Annotated in this window: 21 protein-coding genes and 2 pseudogenes; 16 read left to right on the top strand and 7 right to left on the bottom strand. The window is 64.8% G+C overall.

All coding sequences use genetic code 11. From position 1 onward, the window contains the following. Together FNJ47_RS31950 and FNJ47_RS31945 are read left to right on the top strand one after the other, a co-directional pair. Positions 1-111: pseudogene (locus tag FNJ47_RS31950) on the top strand (IS5/IS1182 family transposase); the annotation flags it as partial. Positions 112-190: 79 nt separating this feature from the next. Further along, positions 191-1,105: an alpha/beta hydrolase family protein gene (locus FNJ47_RS31945; RefSeq protein WP_163159920.1), complete on the top strand. Its 915-nt coding sequence runs from the start codon at positions 191-193 to the stop codon at positions 1,103-1,105. Between the two features lie 258 nt (positions 1,106-1,363). On the opposite strand, the gene FNJ47_RS31940 is transcribed toward FNJ47_RS31945, so the two are convergent. Beyond that, complete coding sequence (locus tag FNJ47_RS31940) at positions 1,364-1,858, bottom strand: hypothetical protein (protein ID WP_163159919.1); 495 nt, start codon at positions 1,856-1,858, stop codon at positions 1,364-1,366. A 14-nt stretch (positions 1,859-1,872) separates the two neighbouring features. Beyond that, on the bottom strand, positions 1,873-3,093 hold the full coding sequence (locus FNJ47_RS31935) for a ubiquinone biosynthesis hydroxylase (protein WP_163159918.1): 1,221 nt from the start codon (positions 3,091-3,093) through the stop codon (positions 1,873-1,875). 217 nt (positions 3,094-3,310) lie between these two features. Between FNJ47_RS31935 and tesB the strand changes: the two genes are divergently transcribed. Beyond that, a complete protein-coding gene (gene tesB, locus FNJ47_RS31930) occupies positions 3,311-4,171 on the top strand; it encodes an acyl-CoA thioesterase II (RefSeq protein WP_163159917.1) in 861 nt (286 codons plus the stop codon). A 3-nt stretch (positions 4,172-4,174) separates the two neighbouring features. On the opposite strand, the gene FNJ47_RS31925 is transcribed toward tesB, so the two are convergent. Continuing rightward, positions 4,175-5,065, bottom strand: a complete 891-nt coding sequence (locus FNJ47_RS31925) for a DUF4339 domain-containing protein (RefSeq protein ID WP_163159916.1) — start codon at positions 5,063-5,065, stop codon at positions 4,175-4,177. Between the two features lie 278 nt (positions 5,066-5,343). On the opposite strand from FNJ47_RS31925, the gene FNJ47_RS31920 reads away from it, so the two are divergent. The 8 genes from FNJ47_RS31920 (at position 5,344) to FNJ47_RS31885 (ending at position 11,335) form a co-directional block, all read left to right on the top strand. Then, entirely contained in the window at positions 5,344-5,682 is a 339-nt protein-coding gene (locus FNJ47_RS31920; RefSeq protein ID WP_163159915.1) for a P-II family nitrogen regulator, read from the top strand. An 85-nt stretch (positions 5,683-5,767) separates the two neighbouring features. Then, a complete protein-coding gene (locus FNJ47_RS31915) occupies positions 5,768-7,093 on the top strand; it encodes an ammonium transporter (RefSeq protein WP_430649430.1) in 1,326 nt (441 codons plus the stop codon). Positions 7,094-7,250: 157 nt separating this feature from the next. Then, positions 7,251-7,565 carry an ArsR/SmtB family transcription factor gene (locus tag FNJ47_RS31910; RefSeq protein WP_163159913.1) on the top strand — a complete coding sequence of 105 codons (315 nt, stop codon included), beginning with the start codon at positions 7,251-7,253 and terminating at the stop codon, positions 7,563-7,565. Then, a complete protein-coding gene (locus FNJ47_RS31905; RefSeq protein ID WP_163159912.1) occupies positions 7,562-7,915 on the top strand; it encodes an SRPBCC family protein in 354 nt (117 codons plus the stop codon). Before FNJ47_RS31910 ends, FNJ47_RS31905 begins: the two co-directional genes overlap by 4 nt. Before the next feature lie 55 nt (positions 7,916-7,970). After that, positions 7,971-8,573, top strand: coding sequence for an ATP-dependent Clp protease proteolytic subunit (locus FNJ47_RS31900; protein ID WP_163159911.1), 603 nt, complete (start codon positions 7,971-7,973; stop codon positions 8,571-8,573). A gap of 317 nt (positions 8,574-8,890) precedes the next feature. Continuing rightward, complete coding sequence (locus FNJ47_RS31895) at positions 8,891-9,229, top strand: P-II family nitrogen regulator (RefSeq protein WP_024583097.1); 339 nt, start codon at positions 8,891-8,893, stop codon at positions 9,227-9,229. A 39-nt stretch (positions 9,230-9,268) separates the two neighbouring features. Next, the gene (locus FNJ47_RS31890) at positions 9,269-10,717 is read left to right on the top strand and encodes an ammonium transporter (protein WP_163159910.1); all 1,449 of its coding nucleotides are present in this window, start codon (positions 9,269-9,271) and stop codon (positions 10,715-10,717) included. Between the two features lie 213 nt (positions 10,718-10,930). Further along, positions 10,931-11,335, top strand: coding sequence for a GFA family protein (locus tag FNJ47_RS31885; protein WP_163159909.1), 405 nt, complete (start codon positions 10,931-10,933; stop codon positions 11,333-11,335). A gap of 171 nt (positions 11,336-11,506) precedes the next feature. Here FNJ47_RS31885 and FNJ47_RS31880 read toward each other — a convergent pair whose 3' ends face one another. Next, the gene (locus FNJ47_RS31880) at positions 11,507-12,277 is read right to left on the bottom strand and encodes a diguanylate cyclase (RefSeq protein ID WP_163159908.1); all 771 of its coding nucleotides are present in this window, start codon (positions 12,275-12,277) and stop codon (positions 11,507-11,509) included. A 145-nt stretch (positions 12,278-12,422) separates the two neighbouring features. Beyond that, positions 12,423-12,896 carry an NUDIX hydrolase gene (locus FNJ47_RS31875; protein ID WP_163159907.1) on the bottom strand — a complete coding sequence of 158 codons (474 nt, stop codon included), beginning with the start codon at positions 12,894-12,896 and terminating at the stop codon, positions 12,423-12,425. A 187-nt stretch (positions 12,897-13,083) separates the two neighbouring features. Here FNJ47_RS31875 and FNJ47_RS31870 point away from each other — a divergent pair, with 187 nt between their 5' ends. The 4 genes from FNJ47_RS31870 (at position 13,084) to FNJ47_RS31855 (ending at position 18,851) form a co-directional block, all read left to right on the top strand. After that, the gene (locus FNJ47_RS31870; protein ID WP_163159906.1) at positions 13,084-14,310 is read left to right on the top strand and encodes an aminotransferase class I/II-fold pyridoxal phosphate-dependent enzyme; all 1,227 of its coding nucleotides are present in this window, start codon (positions 13,084-13,086) and stop codon (positions 14,308-14,310) included. A gap of 16 nt (positions 14,311-14,326) precedes the next feature. Then, positions 14,327-16,810, top strand: coding sequence for a DNA translocase FtsK (locus tag FNJ47_RS31865; protein WP_163159905.1), 2,484 nt, complete (start codon positions 14,327-14,329; stop codon positions 16,808-16,810). A gap of 100 nt (positions 16,811-16,910) precedes the next feature. Then, positions 16,911-17,735 carry an outer membrane lipoprotein carrier protein LolA gene (locus tag FNJ47_RS31860; protein WP_163159904.1) on the top strand — a complete coding sequence of 275 codons (825 nt, stop codon included), beginning with the start codon at positions 16,911-16,913 and terminating at the stop codon, positions 17,733-17,735. Between the two features lie 300 nt (positions 17,736-18,035). Continuing rightward, positions 18,036-18,851, top strand: coding sequence for an exodeoxyribonuclease III (locus tag FNJ47_RS31855; RefSeq protein WP_163159903.1), 816 nt, complete (start codon positions 18,036-18,038; stop codon positions 18,849-18,851). A gap of 189 nt (positions 18,852-19,040) precedes the next feature. On the opposite strand, the gene FNJ47_RS31850 is transcribed toward FNJ47_RS31855, so the two are convergent. After that, on the bottom strand, positions 19,041-19,481 hold the full coding sequence (locus FNJ47_RS31850; RefSeq protein WP_163159902.1) for a Crp/Fnr family transcriptional regulator: 441 nt from the start codon (positions 19,479-19,481) through the stop codon (positions 19,041-19,043). Between the two features lie 57 nt (positions 19,482-19,538). Beyond that, positions 19,539-20,225 carry a response regulator transcription factor gene (locus FNJ47_RS31845; protein ID WP_016841446.1) on the bottom strand — a complete coding sequence of 229 codons (687 nt, stop codon included), beginning with the start codon at positions 20,223-20,225 and terminating at the stop codon, positions 19,539-19,541. Between the two features lie 243 nt (positions 20,226-20,468). Here FNJ47_RS31845 and FNJ47_RS31840 point away from each other — a divergent pair. Beyond that, a pseudogene (locus FNJ47_RS31840) lies at positions 20,469-20,657 on the top strand (L,D-transpeptidase family protein); the annotation flags it as partial.

Here is a 20,657-nt window from a genome sequence, read left to right as displayed (position 1 = left end):
TGCTTCTCAAAGCTCAAGCAGTTCCGACGTGTCGCAACCCGCTTCGAAAAAACGGCCCGGAATTACCGGGCCGTCGTCACTCTCGCTGCCATTGTTCTATGGATGCGCTAGTGTCCACACCACCTAGAGCATGATCCGGAAAAGTGTGAAGCGGTTTTCCGAAAAGATCATGCTCCAGTAAGAGGACTACATGCGCGCCCTCGTCACATGGCTGCTGCTGCTCGTCTCGCTGGCGAGTGCGGCAGCCGACGAGAGCAGACTGCGCATCGGGGCCATCGACGCGGTGCTGACGGTCCCACCCGACATCGCAAGGCCGCCGGTGGCGCTGCTGATCGCCGGCTCCGGCTCGACCGATCATGACGGCAACGGACCGCAGCTCAAGCCGGCGACGCTCAAGAAACTTTCCGAGCAGCTGGCCGCACGCGGCATCGCGACGCTTCGTTACGACAAGCGTGGCGCAGGCGAATGGAAGAGGGAGTTCGGCCGTCCCGAGGACTTTCGCTTCAAGGATTTCGTCGGCGACGCCACGGCGCTGATCGACTATCTGCGCGGCAGCGGCAGGTTTTCTCATGTCGCGGTGGTCGGCCACAGCGAGGGCGGCCTGGTCGCGATCCTCGCCGCGCAGCGCGTGCCGGTCGACCGGCTGGTGCTGCTCGCAACGGCGGCGCGCAAGCAGGGCGACCTGTTGAAGGCGCAGCTCGCAAAGCAGCTACCGCCGGACAAATTCGCGCCGATCGGAAAAGCCATCGACGACATCATGGCCGGACAGATCGTCGATCCGCCGCCGGCCGGGCTTGCGATCGCGCCTGCGCTCCAGCCCGCCATCACATCCGCCTTCACCGAGGATCCGATCGAGCCGATGCGCAAGATCACCGGGCCGGCCCTGATCATCGCAGGCGGCCGCGATCATCAACTGGCGCGGCTCGACTTCCTCGCGCTCACCACCGCCGACATCGCCGCCAAATCATTGTGGCTGCCGGACATGAATCACGTGCTGGTGGACGTCACCGACGCGGCGGACGACGTCGCAAGCTACAATGAGTCGGAGCGGCCGCTCGACCCCGACCTGATCGACGCGGTCGCAGCTTTCATTTCGCAAAAGTGACTGTCGGCCCTAATCCATGGTCCGGATGCAGGTCTGTCTTCTCCTTCCCCCTGAAAGGGGGAAGGTTGGGATGGGGGTGAGCCGCAAGCGACACTGCATGCGGAGAGAGCAGATCCCCACCCGCTTTGCTCTGGCGAGCAAAGCGACCTCCCCTTTCCAAGGGGAGGTTAGAGCTCGTAGCCCGGATGAAGCGTAGCGCAATCCGGGGCAGATCATCCGCGGCTGGAGCTCCCCGGATTTCGCTTCGCTGCATCCGGGCTACGGGATTGCATGACAGCTGACTACAAGCCCTTTCGCAGTAACGATCACGCCGACGGCCCGCTGCTTGCCGTAGAAAAAGATCGGGAATGACTGCGCGCCCGGCACCCGGGGCTTGGAGTCGCCATAGCTTATCTTATCGCCGGTATAGAACATCGCATCGGAGATAAGTTCGTTGTTCTCGATGTGACCGATCACCGTGAGACACTCATCTTCATCGACAGTGCAAGCCTCCTTGTGCCTGACCCTGATGATCATCATTTCAGACCCGCCCGCCAGATTTCGGAAGACGGTTGCCCTGCTGGCTTCGGCGGTGGACATCGTATCGCTGACGTGCAGGCCGCTCAGAAAGCGTGTGAGAGGCGCACGCCACGCTTCCGGGACGGGCGCATCGAACAGCTGCGGCGTGGCCATGATCGCGATGGCGTCCGTAGCCTGCAGGAACATGAGCAACGAGGCAGCCAATAAGCTTCGAATCGTCTTGCCGCCGATCATGCCCCCTCCCGGCGTTACAGCGCCTCGCCCTTCAGCAGCCGCGGCACTTCGCCTGACAGTCCGGCGGCCTGGCGGATGAACATGCTCTTCAGCGGCGGCGCGCGATCGACGAGGCCCAATCCGATATCGCGCACGGTGCGCAGCAGCGTCGATTCGTTGGAGAACAGGAAGTTCAGCGAGTTGGTGGCAACGCCCATCGCCATGGTGTCGAAGCGCCGCCAGCGCTGATAGCGCTCGAGCACATCGGCCTGCCCGAGATCCATGCCGAGCCGCGCCGCATCGACCACGACCTCGGCCAATGCTGCGACATCCTTCAGGCCCATATTGAGCCCCTGCCCCGCGATCGGGTGGATCACATGCGCGGCATCGCCGATCAGCGCCAGCCTTTCGGCGATGAACGAGCGCGCGACGAAATAGCCGAGCGGAAACGCGCGCGGCTTGTCGAGCGCCTTGATCTCGCCGAGATGCAAACCAAAACGCTGCTCCAGCTCGGCGTGGAATTCCTCCTCGTTCAGCGCCGTGATGCGCGCCGCGTCCTTGCGCGTCTCGGTCCACACCAGCGAGGAGCGGTTGCCGGTCAGCGGCAGGATCGCGAACGGACCTGCGGGCAAAAAATGCTCCTCGGCGCGGCCGTGATGCTCGCGCTCATGCCCGACCGTGACCACGATGCCGGATTGATCGTAGTCCCAGCCATGGGTCGCAATCCCGGCGCGCTCGCGCAGCTTCGAGCGCGCGCCGTCGGCCGCAACCAGCAGGCTGGCATCGATCTCGGTGCCGTCGGCAAGCGTGACGGCGACGCCATCGGGGCGCGAGGCGAAGCTCGACACCGCGGTGGCGCGCAGCTCGACGCCCTCGGCCCCGGCGCGCGCCGCCAGCGCATCGATCAGATAGCGGTTCTCGACCATATGGGCGAACGGCTCGCCGGGCGCGACATTGCCGGCGAAGGTCAGGAACACCGGACGCGTGGCGTCTTCCAGCTTGGAGTCGGTCACGACCATGTCGGTGATCGGCTGCGCGGTCGGCGCGACCTGCCCCCAGACGCCGAGGGTCTCGAACAGCCTCCGGCAGGCCGCCACGATGGCGGTGGCACGCGGGTCGCGACTCGGGCGTTGGCTCAGCGCCGGATCGGCCACGATGACAGGGATGTCGGGCCCGAGCCCCTGGCGCAACGCCACGGCCAGCGCCAACCCTGCAAATGCGCCCCCGCAGATCACGATACTTCGTTGTGCCGGCATGCCTTTTCCTTACGCGCCTGACGCCATCAGACTGTGCTTGCTACCTGATAATAGCTGGGCGAAACAGGGGGCAGAAACAAGGCCCAAATCCAACGGCAGTCATTCCGGGGCACGCGCAGCGTGAGCCCGGAATCCATCAGGCCGCACGTTCCGTGGACGAATGGATTCCGGGCTCTCGCTTCGCGAGCCCCGGAATGACGAAGGAGAGTGTTTCGCGATGTCCAAGAGCCTGATCGACCTGCTGTCCATCCTCGACCTCGAGCAGCTCGAGGTGAATCTGTTCCGCGGCAACAGCCCGAAGACGAGCTGGCAGCGCGTGTTCGGCGGCCAGGTGATCGGTCAGGCGATGGTTGCGGCCTGCCGCACCGTCGACGGCCGCCTGCCGCATTCGATCCATTGCTACTTCATCCTACCCGGCGATCCGCAGATCCCGATCATCTACCAGGTCGAGCGGCTGCGCGACGGCAAGAGCTACTCGACCCGCCGGGTCACCGCGATCCAGCACGGCAACGCGATCTTCTCCATCATGGTCTCGTTCCATGCCGATGAAGAGAGCAACTTCAATCACCAGGAAAAGATGCCCGACGTGCCGCCGCCGGAGAAGCTGACCGCGGAGGAAGTGTCGAAGCAGCCGATGTTCAAGGAGATGCCGGAGTTCATCCGCCGCTACTACGAGAGCGACCGGCCGATCGAGCTGCGCCCGGTCGAGCTCGGCCGCTATTTCGGCCAGAAGATCGACGACGGCCGCATCCATGTCTGGATCCGCACCGCGGCGAAATTGCCCGACGATCCGGCGCTGCATCTGTGCGCGCTGGCCTATGCGTCGGATTTCTCGCTGCTCGATGCCGTGATGGCGCGCTACGGCCGCACCCTGTTCGACAAGCGCATGATGCCGGCGAGTCTCGATCATGCGATGTGGTTTCACCGCCCGTTCCGCGCCGACGAATGGCTGCTCTACGCGCAGGATTCGCCGAGCGCGCAGTCAGGCCGTGGCCTGACCCGCGGCCTGATCTTCAAGCCCGACGGCACGCTGGTGGCGTCCGTCGCGCAAGAAGGCTCGGTGCGCGAACGCAAATAGCGCTTAGCTATTCGTGTAGGCGCCGCGCTCGGCCAGCGCGAATTGCGAGACGATCCAGTTGCCGTACCAGCGCAGCACCCACGGAATCGGGATCAGGAAGGCGCAGCCGACCGAGAACACGATGGTTCGCCACAGCACCTCGAGCCCGGATGCGTTGAAGGTGACCTCGCGGCGCGTGCCTTCGACGTTGCGGCAGATCCAGCGCATCCACGCGGTCAGCACCCAGGCCCAGCCGATGATGGTGATCGCCGAGATCACCATCGCCAGGTACCAGCCGATATAGGCGAGCGGGCTGCCCTTGAACTCGATCGGCAGATCCTGGCCGCTCGAGCTGAGATGGCTGAAGATCCAGCGCACGATCATCCAGCTCAAGAAGCCCTGCAACACCAGCGAGAGCAGGGTCACGATGTTGCTGTTGGCCGCGCCGGCATAGGTCAGGAGACCGAGAACGATGAAGACGTACCAGATGTCGAGCGGCTGCCCGGTGAACGCGAGATGCGGCCGGCCCGGCACGCGGATATAGGGAATCGCAAAGCGATACAGGGCGGTCGCGGTCCACGGCGCGGGGATGACGAAGATCTCGCCGATGAACATCAGCAGGCTGCGTCCGAACAGGCCCCAGATCGGGAAGTCGGCGGACAGTGCGCCCCCGCTATAGCCTCCGGATGCCGCCACCGGCGGCGGTCCGCCGGCCTGCGGGAACGCCGGCGGCGCGCCCGCGCTCGGAACCAGCCCCGGAATCTCCCCGGCCTTCTGCCAGCCGGCCATGCCCTCGGTCCACACCAGGGTATCGGCCCCCACCATGCCTCGGGTGATCAGATCGCGGAGCTGGGTTTCAGGCAGGGGGCCCTTTTGCTGGCCTTCGGATGCGTAAAACCAGTTTCGGTTCGACATTTCTTGTTTCCTCGGGGCGCGGGTGCACGCGCTGTGGCGAGAACGAGCCAGCAGGGCGCTGGCCGGGGCGGGAAAGCCATATTCTGGCGGAGGGTTGTCGTCTCGTACAGTGACGGAGTTCACGCGCTGCGCACGTTTTCCCCTTCAACCTGCAAGTTTTTTGTGCCATTTGCCCAGAAAGCTGCCAGATTTGGCGGGCGCGAAATGCCGGGGACGGCAAATTGCCGCGCCGGGGGCAGGCGCACTCGGAAAACCTCAACGGAATGAAGGCCTGAACCATGAAACTCGTCGTCGCGATCATCAAACCGTTCAAGCTCGATGAGGTGCGCCAGGCCCTGACCGCGATCGGCGTCCACGGCATGACGGTGACCGAGGTGAAGGGCTATGGCCGCCAGAAGGGCCATACCGAGATTTATCGCGGCGCCGAATATGTCGTGAACTTCCTGCCCAAGCTCAGGATCGAGATCGCCGTCGATTCCGAGCTCGCCGAGAAGGCCGTCAGCGTCATCACTGAGCACGCCCGCACCGGCCAGATCGGCGACGGCAAGATCTTCGTGACGCCGATCGACCACGCCCTGCGCATCCGCACCGGCGAGACCGACAAAGACGCGCTCTGAGATCTATCGAGGTCGCACCGGCAACGACGCCGGCGCACGTCAAATCCACTCCAAATCCACGCCAAGAAACCACGACCGCCGGGGAATGATGATGGGGGCACGAGCTCTTCGTGCAGCGATATCAGCTGCGCCGATCACTGCTGCAATCCAGTTCGCGTGGGGCACGCCGGCCTTTGCGCAGGATTCGGCGGCCAATCCCGGCATCAACCCGGCCGACACCGCCTGGATGATCGTCGCCACCGCGCTGGTGCTGATGATGACGATCCCGGGGCTCGCGCTGTTCTACTCCGGCATGGTGCGCAAGAAGAACGTGCTGGCGACGATGGCGCAGAGCCTCACTGCCGTTGCGATCATTTCGATTCTCTGGGTCATCTTCGGCTATTCGCTGACCTTCGTCGGCAACGGTCCCTGGCTCGGCTCGCTCGACAGCTGGTTCCTGGCCGGGATCACGATGGACAGCGTCAATCCGGCGGCCAAGACCATCCCCGAAGCGCTGTTCATGCTGTACCAGATGACGTTTGCGATCATCACGGTGGCGCTGGTCGCAGGCTCGGTCGCCGACCGCATGCGGTTCTCCGCCTATGTGCTGTTCTCGATCGGCTGGTTCATCTTCGCCTATGTGCCGCTGGCACATTGGGTGTGGGGCGGCGGCTTCCTCGCCTCGATGGGCGTGATGGATTTTGCCGGCGGCCTCGTCGTGCATCTCTCCGCCGGCATCAGCGGCCTGGTCGCGGCCAAGGTGATGGGCAACCGGCACGGCTACGGCCATGACAATCTTTCGCCGTTCGATCTGTCGCTCGCCGTGGTCGGCACCGGCCTGCTCTGGGTCGGCTGGTTCGGCTTCAACGGCGGCTCGGCACTGGCGGCCAATTCGCGCGCGGTGATGGCGATCACCGCCACCCATCTTGCGGCCTGCGCCGGCGCGCTGACCTGGGGCGCGATCGAATGGGCGACGCGGCGCAAGCCGTCGGTGCTCGGCATGATCTCGGGTGCGGTCGCAGGGCTCGGCACCATCACCCCGGCATCGGGCTTCGTCGCACCGTGGCACGGCATCGTCATCGGCATCATCGCCGGCCTGGTGTGCTTCTGGGCCTGCACCTGGCTGAAGCATCGCTTCAAGTATGACGATTCGCTCGACGTGTTCGGCGTGCACGGCATCGGCGGCCTGACCGGCACGCTGCTCGCAGGCGTGTTGGCCACCGCCGCGATCGGCGGCACCTCCGGCCTGCTCGAGGGCAATCCGCAGCAGCTCCTGATCCAGCTCTACGGCGTCGTGGTGACGCTGGTCTGGTGCGGCGGCGTCACCTTCGTGCTGCTCAAGCTGGTCTCTGCCTTCGTCCCCTTGCGGGTCTCGATGCAGCAGGAACTGGAAGGCCTCGACATCTCGCAGCACGGCGAGGCGCTGCAGTAGCAGTCGAGCCTAGCATCACCAGGACGAGATGGGGCGCCGTGAGGGCGAATTCGGAAAACAACCCCATGCAAAGGACCCGAGCGCCGCGACGCCACGCAGCACGGCGCCAGGACAGTTGGTGCTTGCGCGATACATAAGTGTATGCTTATGTGCTGGCATGGTCGATACCGATATCTTCAAGGCACTGGCCGATCCGACCCGCCGCAAGGTCTTCGAGAAGCTCGCCGGCGGCAGCCTCAACGCCAGCGCCCTGCGCGACGGGTTGGAGATCAGCCAGCCGGCGATGTCGCAGCATCTGGCGGTGCTGCGCTCGGCAGGCCTGGTGCGCGAGCAGCGGCAGGGCCGCTTCGTCAATTATGAGGTCGACCCGGACGGGATCGCCAGCATAGGGACCTGGCTCGCCCGCTACCGCGCCTATTGGCCGAAGCGCATCGAAGCGCTCTCCGACCTGCTGAAGGACATGGATCAATGAGCGACACAGTCGAGCCTGATGCGGACGCCGCCCTGGTGATCGAATATGAGCTCGACGCGCCGCCGGAAAAAGTATGGCGCGCCGTGACCATTCCAGCGCTGCGCGAACGCTGGCTGCCGGATTCCGATCTCGCCGGCGCCGAGCCTGAATCAACGATCACGGGCGAAGAGGTGCGCTACCGGCTGCGCGAGTCCGAACCGCCGTTTCGCGAAAGCCATGTCACCTTCCGGATCGAGCCGAACGAGGCCGGTGGCACGAGGTTTCGCATCATCCAGGAAACCTGCGATATCAGGGAAAAACAGCCGCAACCGGCCAACAGCAACCGCCGCTGCCTGATGCGCGCGGCCTGATCGCAGACTTCATCACCCACTGAAACGTCATCACCTGCAGAGATGGAGGTCGCCGATGCGCGACATGATGCAACTCGTCCCCATGGTCGTCGAGCAGTCGGCCCGCGGCGAACGTTCCTTCGACATCTACTCAAGGCTCTTGCGCGAACGCATCATCTTCCTCAACGGCGAGGTCAATGACGCGATGTCCGGACTGGTCTGCGCCCAGCTGTTGTTCCTCGAAGCGGAGAATCCGCACAAGCCGATCAACCTCTACATCAACTCCTATGGCGGCGTGGTCACCAGCGGGCTTGCGATGTACGACACCATGCAGTTCATCAAGGCGCCGGTGCACACGCTGTGCATGGGCACCGCGCGCTCCATGGGCTCGTTCCTGCTGATGGCCGGCGAACCCGGTCACCGCGCCGCGCTGCCGAATGCGAGCCTGCATGTGCATCAGCCGCTCGGCGGCTTCCAGGGCCAGGCGTCCGACATCCTGATCCACGCCACCGAGATGCAGGAGACCAAGCGGCGCATCATCCGGCTGTACGCGCAGCATTGCCGGCGCTCCGAGGCGGAGGTCGAACGGACCCTGGACCGCGATCACTTCATGTCTGCGCAGCAGGCGGTCGAATGGGGATTGATCGACAAGGTCTTTGCGGCACGCGACGCCGCCTAATGCCCCCTGCACTACCCTATTTAAATACCTGCAACTGCACCGTTGCTGAGCAGAATTGTGTCCGGACCCTGACCTGCTCACGAATTGAGCCATCTTGATTAGATTTTAGGCGCGACGGAATAGCGCAGGGGCGCCTCGCTCCCGCAATGCGGGAAAATATCCGGATTCATAATCCATTAGCGAACTCCGGCCGGTTGGCACGGCATTTGATTCTAAGGGTCCCGGCTGTGCCCGCGTAGTGGAAGTCCTCCGCGTGGTGAACCTCAGTCGAAACTCCCGGTGCTCGCTCGCACCGGGCCCAAGCGGGGATAGGACTCATGAAAATTGTTATGGCGATCATTAAGCCATTCAAGCTGGAAGAGGTCCGTGACGCCCTGACCGCCATTGGCGTTCACGGTCTCACGGTGACGGAAGTCAAAGGCTACGGCCGTCAGAAGGGGCACACGGAAATCTATCGCGGCGCCGAATATGCCGTGAGCTTCCTGCCCAAGATCAAGATCGAAGTCGCAGTCAACTCCGATCAGGTCGACAAGACCATCGATGCCATCACCTCCGCCGCCAAGACCGGACAGATCGGCGACGGCAAGATCTTCGTCATCAGCCTCGAGCACGCCGTGCGCATCCGCACCGGCGAGGCCGATGCCGCGGCCCTTTGATTTCGCGCTCAAACCTTAAGACCTCAGGAGTGAAATAACATGACGTTCAAGCGTCCCTATGGCGCGGGACTGGCGGCCCTCGCAGTCGGCCTCTTCGCCGCGACCGCCGCCTACGCCGAGCCAACCGTCAACAAGGGCGACAACGCCTGGATGCTGACCTCGACGGTGCTGGTGCTGTTGATGACCATCCCCGGCCTTGCGCTGTTCTATGGCGGTCTCGTCCGCTCCAAGAACATGCTCTCGGTGCTGGCGCAGGTGTTCTACACGGTCTGCCTGGTCACCGTGCTCTGGGCCCTCTACGGCTACAGCCTCGCCTTCACCGGCGGTTCCGACTTCATCGGCGGCTTCTCCAAGGCCTTCCTGATGGGCGTCACCCCGGACTCGAAGGCGGCGACCTTCTCGGTCGACGCCAACATCTCGGAGCTCATCTATATGTGCTTCCAGATGACCTTCGCGGCGATCACGCCGGCCCTCATCGTCGGTGCCTTCGCCGAGCGCATGAAGTTCGCGGCGATCGCGCTGTTCATCCCGCTCTGGGTGACCCTGATCTACTTCCCGATCGCGCACATGGTCTGGTACTGGCCGGGCCCGGACGCGATCCAGGATGCCGCCAAGGCGCTCGCCGCTGCGGCTGACGGTGCGGCGAAGACCGCCGCGCAGGCCAAGCTCGACGAGATCAACGCCGATGCCGGCTGGATCTTCAAGAAGGGTGCGATCGACTTTGCCGGCGGCACCGTCGTGCACATCAACGCGGGTATCGCCGGCCTGGTCGGCGCGCTCCTGATCGGCAAGCGGACCGGCTACGGCAAGGAGCTGATGGCTCCGCACTCGCTGACCATGACCATGATCGGCGCCTCGCTGCTCTGGGTCGGCTGGTTCGGCTTCAACGCTGGTTCCAACCTCGAAGCCAATGGTGGCGCTGCGCTCGCCATGACCAACTCCTTCGTGGCGACGGCTGCGGCGGCGCTGGCCTGGATGTTCGCGGAATGGATCATCAAGGGCCATCCCTCGCTGCTCGGCGCGCTCTCGGGCGCGGTCGCAGGCCTCGTCGCGGTGACCCCGGCGGCCGGCTATGCCGGTCCGATGGGCGCCATCGTGCTCGGCCTCGTGGTCGGCGTGGTCTGCCTGTTCTTCTGCACGGTCGTGAAGAACGCGCTCGGCTATGACGACTCGCTCGATGTGTTCGGCGTCCACTGCGTCGGCGGCATCATCGGCGCGCTCGGCACCGGCATCCTGGTCAACCCGGCGCTCGGCGGTGCAGGGATCATCGACTACACCGCGATCCCGCCGAAGGTCGCCGACTATGACTTCACGGCGCAGATGATCTCGCAAGCCTGGGGCGTCTGCACCACGCTGGTGTGGTCCGGCATCGGTTCGGCGATCCTCTACAAGATCGTCGACGTGATCGTCGGCCTGCGCGCCAACGTCGAGACCGAGCGTGAAGGCCTCGACATCACCGAGCACACGGAGCGCGCCTACAACATGTAAGAGTTCTCCCGGGGCGCGACCTCCCCAAGCGGTCGCTCCCAGAACTACGGTCCGGGCACATACCCGGCAATGTCCGGGCCGTTGAGGGGCTCCAGCGCAAGTTGGAGCCCCTTTCTTTTTTCGGCGGCTTGAGAAAATATTGTCGGAATGGCCTGCCATTGTGGAATGACAGGCTACAAACAACGAAACCGACAACAAAAAAGGGAGGACGTCATGAAGGTGCAAGGCAGGTGCTATTGCGGCAACGTGCGCTATGAGGCCGAGGGCGAACCGATGATGGCGGCGCAATGCCTGTGCCGCGAATGCCAGTACATCACCGGCGGCGGACCGAACATGTTCATGGCGATGCCGACCACCGGCTTCAAATACACCGCAAGCCAGCCCAAGCAGTTCACCCGCAAGGACCTCGACCGCGCCGTGACGCGCGAGTTCTGCCCGGAATGCGGCACGCATCTGGTGACCAAGGTGCCGGGCCTGCCGGCCACGATCCTGAAGGTCGGCACGTTCGACGACCCCAGTGTGTTCACCCCGCAGATGACGATCTACACCTGCGACAAGCAGACCTTCCACCATCTGCCCGAGGGCAAGCCGTCATTCGAGAAGCTGCCGGCGCGGTAGACGGCATACATCGCGTGCGTAGCCTGTCTTCTCCTTCCCCCTGAAAGGGGGAAGGCCGGGATGGGGGTCAGCCACGGGCGGCGCTGCAAACGGAGAGAGCAGATCCCCACCCGCTTTGCTCTGCCGAGCAAAGCGACCTCCCCTTTTCAAGGGGAGGTTAGGACCCGACGGTCACGCCGCGTCGCGCGCGTGCTCGACGCGGTCGCGACCGTGGCGCTTGGCGGCGTAGAGCGCCTGATCGGCGGTTCGCAGCAGGCTGCCGAGATCGAAGCCGGTTTCCTTCACGGTGAAGCCGATGCTGATGGTCACCGGCAGCTGGGTCACGCCGTCGAGGATCGTCCGGCCTGCGCAATCGCGACGGATTTCCTCGGCGCCGTGCGCAGCCTGTTCGTGGCTCAGGCCCGTGACGACGGCTGCAAACTCCTCGCCGCCGTAGCGCGCGACCAATGCGCCATGCCGGGTTGCGAACTGGCGCAGCACGTCTGCGATCTCGACCAGCACCTTGTCGCCGATCTCATGTCCGTAGCGATCGTTGATCGCCTTGAAGTGATCGATGTCGCACATCAACATCGCGACCGCTGCGCCATCCGCCTGCGCTTGATCGAGTGCGGCGGCGGCCTCGGCGTCGAAGCCGCGGCGGTTCAACAGGCCGGTCAGCTGGTCGGTCTGCGAGATCTGCGCCAGCTCGCGGCGCGTCTGCGCGAGCGCCAGCATCAACATGCCGGCGCGATAGGACATGGCGCCGCTGAGCGTGACCCCGATGAAGACGCCGGCGGTCAATCCAAAGGCCTGCATCTGTCCGACCGTGATCGGCGCGGCCAGATCGCGGCCGAACACCAGCATGCCGATGGTGAAGGACATCACTGCGGTCATGCCGGCGGCAATGACCATGATCCTGCCGGTGCGGCGCAGAACATCGCCGCGTGTCTCGATCCCTGCCATTTCGGTCTGCATGCCCTCGCAATTCGCGGCATCATTCGGTCGTGCTGTGTTGCGAATTGCTGAAGGGATTCGTGACGCGCGCGCTTGCCTTAATGATGCGTAAAGCGGATCGGTCGAATGCGCGACGATGTTCGGCTGAGCGCGGTCAGTCGATCAGGACTTCCTCGTCCGGCAGCTCGCTCGGCGCGCCGTCGCGCAAATAGCTTTCGAGGATGTCGGCGAGCGACAGCGGCGTGAGGCGCTCTTCCGCACCGGGCAGATCGGCGATCGGCCACCAGCGGAAGCAATCGAGCACCTTCGCTTCGGTCTCATCGGCCATGACGGGCACGAATCGATCGGCGTGAACGATGCGGTACTCTTCTTTCTGCGAAATCCGACGGCCGCCCCAGTTGAAGGTGTGGTGACGCCGCCAGACGGCGGGGCCGGGCGCGAAATCGGCCAGCCCCAATTCCTCGGCCAGTTCCCGCCGCAAGGTCGCTTCAGGCGTCTCGTCGCCCTCGATACCGCCGCCGGGCGCGATCCAGAAGCAGTCGCCGCCGTGCGGCGGTCGAATCCGCATCAGCAGCACTTCGCGTTCGGCCGTAATGATGAGCGCCCTGACGGCGCGGCGGTGAAGCATGTCTCGGAGCAATTTGGTGCGATTTTGGCGGTTTTCCCGCAGCCAGCGCTGATATCACGGGCCGGCCGATCGCGCGCGCGACCGATGGTTAATCGCGTCTTAACCTCGCCCTATCTATGGTGATTTGATCGGTTTACGGTCGGCGCCCCTACCCTCCGACCGCAGTGAAAGTGCTGGCATTTCAATCATGGCAATGACCGCCTCATCCGGCTTGGCGCAGGGCGCCGGCGATGTCGCATCCGCCGGCCAGGCCGAGCGTTCCCCATTCGTGCGTACCACCGAGCTGCTGGCGCCCTACCAACCGGCTAAGCCCTTGATTACGCTGTCGGTAGGCGAGCCGCAGCACCCCGTGCCCGACTTCGTCGGGCCGGTGCTGGCGAAGCACACCGCCGAGTTCGGCCGCTACCCGATGGCCAAGGGCATCGAGCCGTTCCGCCGCGCGGCCGCGACCTGGCTGGGAACCCGGTTCCAATTGCCGCGTCCGGTCGATCCGGAGAGCGAGGTGATGGTGCTGAACGGCAGCCGCGAGGGGCTGTTCTTTGCCGCGATCACGGCGGCACGCTACGTCTCGCCGCGCAAGGGCCGGCCGGCGGTCCTGATGCCGAATCCGTTCTATCCGGCCTATGGCGCCGGCGCGCGCGCGGCCGGCTGCGAGCAGATCCATCTGCCGACCACGCTCGCCAACGGCTTCCTGCCCGACCTCGATTCGATCGACGAGGCGACGCTGGCGCGCACCGTCGCGTTCTTCATCGCCTCGCCGGCCAATCCGCAAGGCTCGGTCGCCTCGCGCGCCTATTTCACCCGGCTGAAGCAGCTCGCCGATCGCCACGGCTTCATGATCCTGAGCGACGAATGCTACTCGGAGATCTATACCCGCGAGGCGCCGCGCAGCATGCTTGAATGCGCCGGCCCCGACTTCACCAATGTGGTCGCATTCCAGTCGCTATCGAAGCGCTCGAACCTGCCGGGCATGCGCGTCGGCTTCGCCGCGGGCGACCGGAAGTTCCTCGCCGCATTCCTCGAGCTGCGCAACGTCGCAGCACCTCAGGTGCCGGTGCCGCTGCAACATGTCGCGGTCGCCGCCTATGGCGACGAGGCGCATGTCGAGGAGAACCGCAGGCTCTATCGCATCAAGTTCGATTTCGCCGACCAGATCCTCGGCAACCGCTACGGCTACAAGCGTCCCGCCGGCGGCTTCTGCGTCTGGCTCGACGTCTCCGACCGCGGCGGCGACGAGGAGACAACCGTCAGGCTCTATCGCGACGCCGGCGTTCGCGTGATTCCCGGCAGCTATCTGGCGCGCGAGCAGAACGACGGTTCCAATCCGGGCGCGGGCTATATCCGCCTCGCGCTGGTCTCCGACAGTGAATCGACGGCCGAGGCGATGCATCGCCTGGTCGAAACCCTGGGTTAATCGCGAAGCGCGAAGATTGAGTATGCCAGCGATCGAACGTGTCATCCCCCTGGTCGGCCATCTGCCGCTCTCGTTGCGCGAGGCGCTGGCGCGACGGTTGCGCGAGCTCACCGGACTCGGCCTGATCGCGCTGTCGGGCGCCATCACGGCTGCGCTGATGACCTGGTCGGTGCAGGATCCGTCGCTCAGTCACGCCACCTCGCGCGCGATCCGCAACGTGCTCGGCTATCCCGGCGCGATCGGCGCCGACCTCCTGATGCAGATCCTCGGCCTCGGCGCGATCATGCTGCTGCTGCCGGTCGCGGTCTGGGGCTGGCGGATGCTGACGCACCGTCCTTTCGACCGCGAAGCACTGCGGCTCGGCTGCTGGATCCTGTGCACGGTGATCGCGGCGGGTTTCGCCAGCTGCTGGCCGCACAACACCGCATGGCCGCTGCCGACCGGACTCGGCGGCGTGGTCGGCGATGCGCTGCTGCGCGCACCGGCCGTGGTGTTCGGACCGCCCGGCTTCATCTACCGCGTCGTGCTCGGCCTGATCCTGTTTGTCGCGATGGCCGCAAGCTTCCTGTTCGCCTGCGGCTGGGGGGCGAAGGAGCAGGACGAGGAGCTGACGCCGATCTCGGATGACGACGAACCGTTCGTCGAGGACGAGGACAACGACCGCAGCTCGGTCTCGCTGGGCTGGCTGTTCCACGCGCTGATGAGCGCGAAGGCCCGGCTGGGCTGGCTGTTCGGCACCGCCTACAAATCGCTGGTGTCGAGCGGATTGCAGGGCCGCAGCGCCGCGTTCGAGCGCCAGGAGCCCAATATCGGCGGCGGCCGCGCGGCGCCCTCGATCGCGCCTGCCGCGGACGATCATGACGAGGACGATGACGAGGCCGAGGCTTTCGACGACGAGGAAGAAGAGGAGGACGAGGAGGAGACTCCCGTCGCCCGCGCCCCGCGCAAGAAGGCCGAGCCGAAGCCGAAGAAGAAGAACTCCGACAAGTTCGAGCTGCCGTCCGTTTCCGTGCTCAGTGCGCCGAAGGCGAGCGATCGCCAGCCGCTGAGCAAGGCCGAGCTGGAGGCCAATTCGCGCTCGCTCGAAGGCGTGCTGCAGGACTTCGGCGTGCGCGGCGAGATCGTCAAGGCCAATCCGGGCCCGGTGGTCACGCTGTACGAGCTCGAGCCCGCGCCCGGCATCAAATCGTCGCGCGTGATCGGATTGTCCGACGACATTGCGCGTTCGATGAGCGCGCTGTCGGCCCGCGTCGCCGTCGTCGCCGGCCGCAACGCGATCGGCATCGAGCTGCCGAACGCGTATCGCGAGAAGGTCTATCTGCGCGAGCTCTTGGTCGCCAAGGAAAGCGTCGATTCGGTTGCGAAGCTGCCGCTGTGCCTCGGCAAGACGATCGGCGGCGACCCTGTGATCATCGATCTGGCGCGCACGCCGCACATGCTGATCGCCGGCACCACCGGCTCCGGCAAATCGGTCGCGATCAACACCATGATCCTGAGCCTGGTCTACCGGCTGCGCCCGGATCAGTGCCGCCTGATCATGGTCGATCCGAAGATGCTCGAACTCTCCGTCTATGACGGCATCCCGCATCTCTTGACGCCCGTCGTCACCGACCCGAAGAAGGCGGTCGTGGCGCTGAAATGGGCCGTGCGCGAGATGGAAGAGCGCTACAAGCGGATGGCCAAGCTCGGCGTGCGCAACATCGACGGCTACAATGCGCGCCTCGTCGAAGCCAAGGCCAAGGGCGAAGAGCTGACGCGCACCGTGCACACCGGCTTCGACAAGGAGAGCGGCAAGGCGATCTACGAGGAAGAGAAGCTCGACCTCGAGCCGCTCCCCTACATCGTCATCATCGTCGACGAAATGGCCGACCTGATGATGGTCGCCGGCAAGGACATCGAAGGCGCAGTGCAGCGCCTCGCGCAGATGGCGCGCGCCGCCGGCCTGCATGTGATCCTCGCCACACAGCGTCCGTCGGTCGACGTCATCACCGGCACGATCAAGGCGAACTTCCCGACCCGCATCGCCTTCCAGGTGACATCGAAGATCGACAGCCGCACCATTCTCGGCGAGATGGGCGCCGAGCAGCTGCTCGGCCAGGGCGACATGCTCTATATGGCAGGCGGCGGCCGCATCAGCCGCGTCCACGGCCCGTTTGCATCCGACGAGGAAGTCGAGAAGGTGGTCCGCCACCTCAAGACGCAAGGACAGCCGGAATATCTCGAAGCCGTCACCGCGGAGGAGCCGACCGACGAGGACGGCGCCGTGTTCGATGCCACCGGCATGGGTGGCGACGGCGGCGGCGATCTGTTCACGCAGGCGGTTGCGATCGTCAAGCGCGACCGCAAGGCATCGACCTCCTACATCCAGCGCCGGCTGCAGATCGGCTACAACCGCGCCGCCTCGCTGATGGAGCGGATGGAACTGGAGGGCATCGTCGGCCCGGCGAATCACGCCGGAAAGCGCGAAATCCTGGTCGGGGAGGAAGAAGGCCAGTTCTGATCGGGGGCGATCATCACGGAAAAACCATATCTCCCTCGGAAGAGGCGGGATAAAATCCGGCGAAGCGGGACGAGCGTCGAACAGAGACCTGACATATCTGATGGCAAAACACCTTATTGACCGCGGCGCGCGCACTGCGCTGGCTCTTCTCGTCACCGCCGCGATCGCCGGCGGCGCGACTGCGCAGAATGCCCCGCCGCCGAAACCCGCCGCACCCAAGGCTGCGCCGAAGGCTAAGGACGCTGCGAAGGACGCGGGCGCTCAGAGCAATGCCGACAAGGGCCCGACCACCACAGGCGCCACCCAGGCACCGCCGAACCCGGTGATTCCCGATCCGCGCCGTAACGTCCCCGCCAACATCTTCCAGACCTTCGACGCCAACCAGAAGGCGCAGGCCGCCAAGGTCTCGGCCTATCTGTCGTCGCTGCAGACGCTGGTCGGGAATTTCGTCCAGGTCGGCCCCGACGGCACCAAGACCAAGGGCGATTTCTACATCCAGAAGCCCGGCAAGCTGCGCTTCGAATATGACGATCCGAGCACCATCGAAGTGATCGCCGACGGCTCGTCGGTCGCGGTGCGCGACCGCAGGCTCGCGACGCAAGACGTCTATCCGCTGTCGCAGACCCCGCTGCGCTATCTGCTGTCGGACCGCATCGACCTGATGAAGGACACCAACGTCATCAGCGTCACGGCCGACGACGTGTTCGTCAGCATCACGATCGAGGAGAAGCAGGCGCTGGTCGGCACCAGTCGCTTCCTGCTGATGATCGGCGCCAAGGACGGCAAGCTCAAGCAGTGGACCGTCACCGATCCGCAGGGCTACGACACGACGGTAGCCGTCTACAATCTCGACGCGACGCAGAAGCCCGATCCGGGGCTGTTCAAGATCGACTTCACGACCTATCCCGGCACCTCGCCGGGCTAGCCTATTCTTCTCCCTCGCCCCGCTCTCTTGTCCGCCGAAGCCCGCCTTCGGGCGAAGGCGGATGCGGGGAGAGGGTGGGGGTGAGGGGCTGCCTCCGCAAATTCGAAAGATATGAGTGCGTGGTGAGTCCCCCTCACCCGGATCGCATTTGCATGCGACGTAGCCGAAGCTTTGCTTCGGCGTCCTTTCGTGACGGCCGCCGGAGGCGGCCTACGCCTCTCCCCGCAAGCGAAGCGAGGTAACAGCCGCCCTGTGGACAATTGAAATCCGCCGCGAGAACCGTGCTAAGAGGCGGTTCTCATGCGGTTCTCCGTCACCACCTGGAACATCAACTCGGTGCGCCTGCGCATCGACATCGTCGCCAAGTTCCTGAAGAGCGCGCGGCCGGATGTGCTGTGCCTACAGGAAACCAAATGCATCGACGACGCATTTCCGCTGAAGCGCTTCAAGCGGCTCGGCTATGAGCACGTCGCGCTGAACGGACAGAAGGGCTATCACGGCGTCGCCATCATCTCGCGGCTGCCATTCGACTCCACCGACGTCAGGACGTTCTGCGACAAGATCGATTCCCGGCACATCTCGGTTTCCTTCGGCGAAAAGGCGCAGCTTTCAAAACCGCTGGTGCTGCATAATTTCTACGTGCCGGCCGGCGGCGACATTCCCGATCCCGCGCTCAACCCGAAGTTCGAGCACAAGCTGCAATTCCTCGACGAGATGAAGGCTTGCGAGCCGCTGCATCCGCGCGGCGACGACCGCCACATCCTAGTCGGCGACCTCAACGTCGCGCCGCACGAGAACGACGTGTGGTCGCACAAGCAGCTGTTGAAGGTCGTCTCGCACACGCCGGTCGAAACCGAGAAGCTGCTCGCAGCGCAAGCGCATGGCGAATGGTTCGACATCGCGCGCGAGCGGATCCCGATGTCGGAAAAAGTCTACACCTGGTGGAGCTACCGCGCCGCGGACTGGACCGTCGGCGACCGCGGCCGCAGGCTCGATCACATCTGGGTCTCGCGCGCGCTGAAGGATCAGGTCAGCGACTTCAAGATCACCCGCGACGCCCGGAGCTGGGAGCGCCCGTCGGATCACGTGCCGGTCACGGCGGTGATGGAGGTTTAATCTACGGCTAGAGAGCAATGTGATCCGTCACCCTGAGGAGCGCCAACGGGTCCGCGCGAAGCGCGGCCCGATGACAGGCTCCGCGCGTCTCGAAGGGTCGACGGCCACGAGCCCGGCCGTGCATCCTTCGAGGCTCGCTCCGCTCGCACCTCAGGATGACGGATTACGGATGTGTCTCGGCGGCGAGACCTACGTACTCAGCTTGCCGCCCGCCATCAGAATATCGCTCGCGAGCTGGCTGGTGCGCAGCGCGAGCTCGTCGCGCAGGCGGCGGGCTGCGGCCGGATCGCTTTCCAGCACGCGCTGGAACAGGCTGCGCGCGACGCGGATCACCGAGCCGCGCTCCAGTGCGGTCGCGGTCGAGGGCCGCTTCATCGCGACGATCAATGCGAGTTCGCCGATCAGCGTGCCGGGACCTGCGATGACCTCGGCGCCGCCTTCCTCGACGCGGAAGGTGCCGCGCTGCACGACATAGCCGGCGTCCGCAGTGTCGCCGGTCTTGAACAGCACCTCGCCTGCGTTGAAATCGCGTTGCTCGGAGCCGATCGCCAGCATGCGCAAGGAGCTGTCGCCCAACAGACGCATCGTCGGGACCCGCTCGAGCAGGGCTACGTCATCATCGATCGACATTCAGGGCCGGTAACCGCGGTGCGCCTCGATTTCACGAATCGTTGAGCGCGAAGCGTATCACGGCACCAGCTTGTAGCCACCGGCTTCCGTGACCAGGATTTCCGGGTTGGCGGCGTCCTTCTCGATCTTCTGGCGGAGGCGGTAGATGTGGGTTTCCAGCGTGTGGGTGGTGACGCCGGAATTGTAGCCCCAGACTTCCTGGAGCAGGGTCTCGCGCGACACCGGCATCTGGCCGGCGCGGTAGAGGAAGCGCAGGATCGCGGTTTCCTTTTCGGTCAGCCGCACCTTGCGGGCATTGGCGCCGGTGAGCATCTTCGAGCCGGGCCGGAACGAGTAGGGGCCGACCGAGAACACCGCGTCCTCGCTGGCCTCGTGCTGGCGCAGCTGCGCCCGGATCCGGGCCAGCAGCACCGCGAAGCGGAACGGCTTGGCGACATAATCGTTGGCGCCACTTTCCAGGCCGAGGATGGTATCGGAATCGGTGTCATGGCCGGTCAGCATGATGATCGGGGCCTTGAAGCCGCCCTTGCGAAGCGAGCGGACCACTTCGCGGCCGTCGGTGTCGGGCAGGCCGACGTCCATCAAGACCAGATCGGGGGAATTGGCTTTGGCGGCAGTGGCGCCCTTGGCGCCGGTATCGACTGCCGAGGCTTCGAATTCCTCGTGCAGGGACAGCTGCTCGACCAGCGTATCGCGCAGATCGGTATCGTCGTCCACGATCAAGATCTTGCGGGCATTGGCCATAGGTACAATCCTTCGGGGGGCGGGGCGGTCAGAAGCGGAAGGCGCTTATGGCCGTAGCATCGGCTAGATATCGTTTCAGGTAGGCGATTGTTACCGATTCACAAGGCAATGCAGTCTACCTCAAATCCGGCGGGGCAGGACGTGAATGTCCTGTAATGCCGGGGGATAGAATGTTTGGGGCTACCAAGGCAAGTTCAGTTTGGAACGATTCTTGAGGGAAGATCAGTTATTTCAATCACTTATATGACAGCCAAACGTGATCGCCCGCTTTCCGCCATCGAGGTCCGCAGCGCCGCCGGCGACCCGCGCCGGGGCTGGCTGACGGCCGACGGCTGGACGGTTCCCGTGGCACTCGGACGCGGCGGAATCCTCGCCAACAAGCGCGAGGGCGACGGCGGCACGCCGCGCGGCATCTTCCATCCGCGGCAACTC

Origin of the sequence: Bradyrhizobium uaiense (genome assembly GCF_010811875.1) — a bacterium.
Lineage (GTDB): Bacteria > Pseudomonadota > Alphaproteobacteria > Rhizobiales > Xanthobacteraceae > Bradyrhizobium > Bradyrhizobium uaiense.
This window is presented reverse-complemented; position numbering and strand designations above follow the sequence as displayed.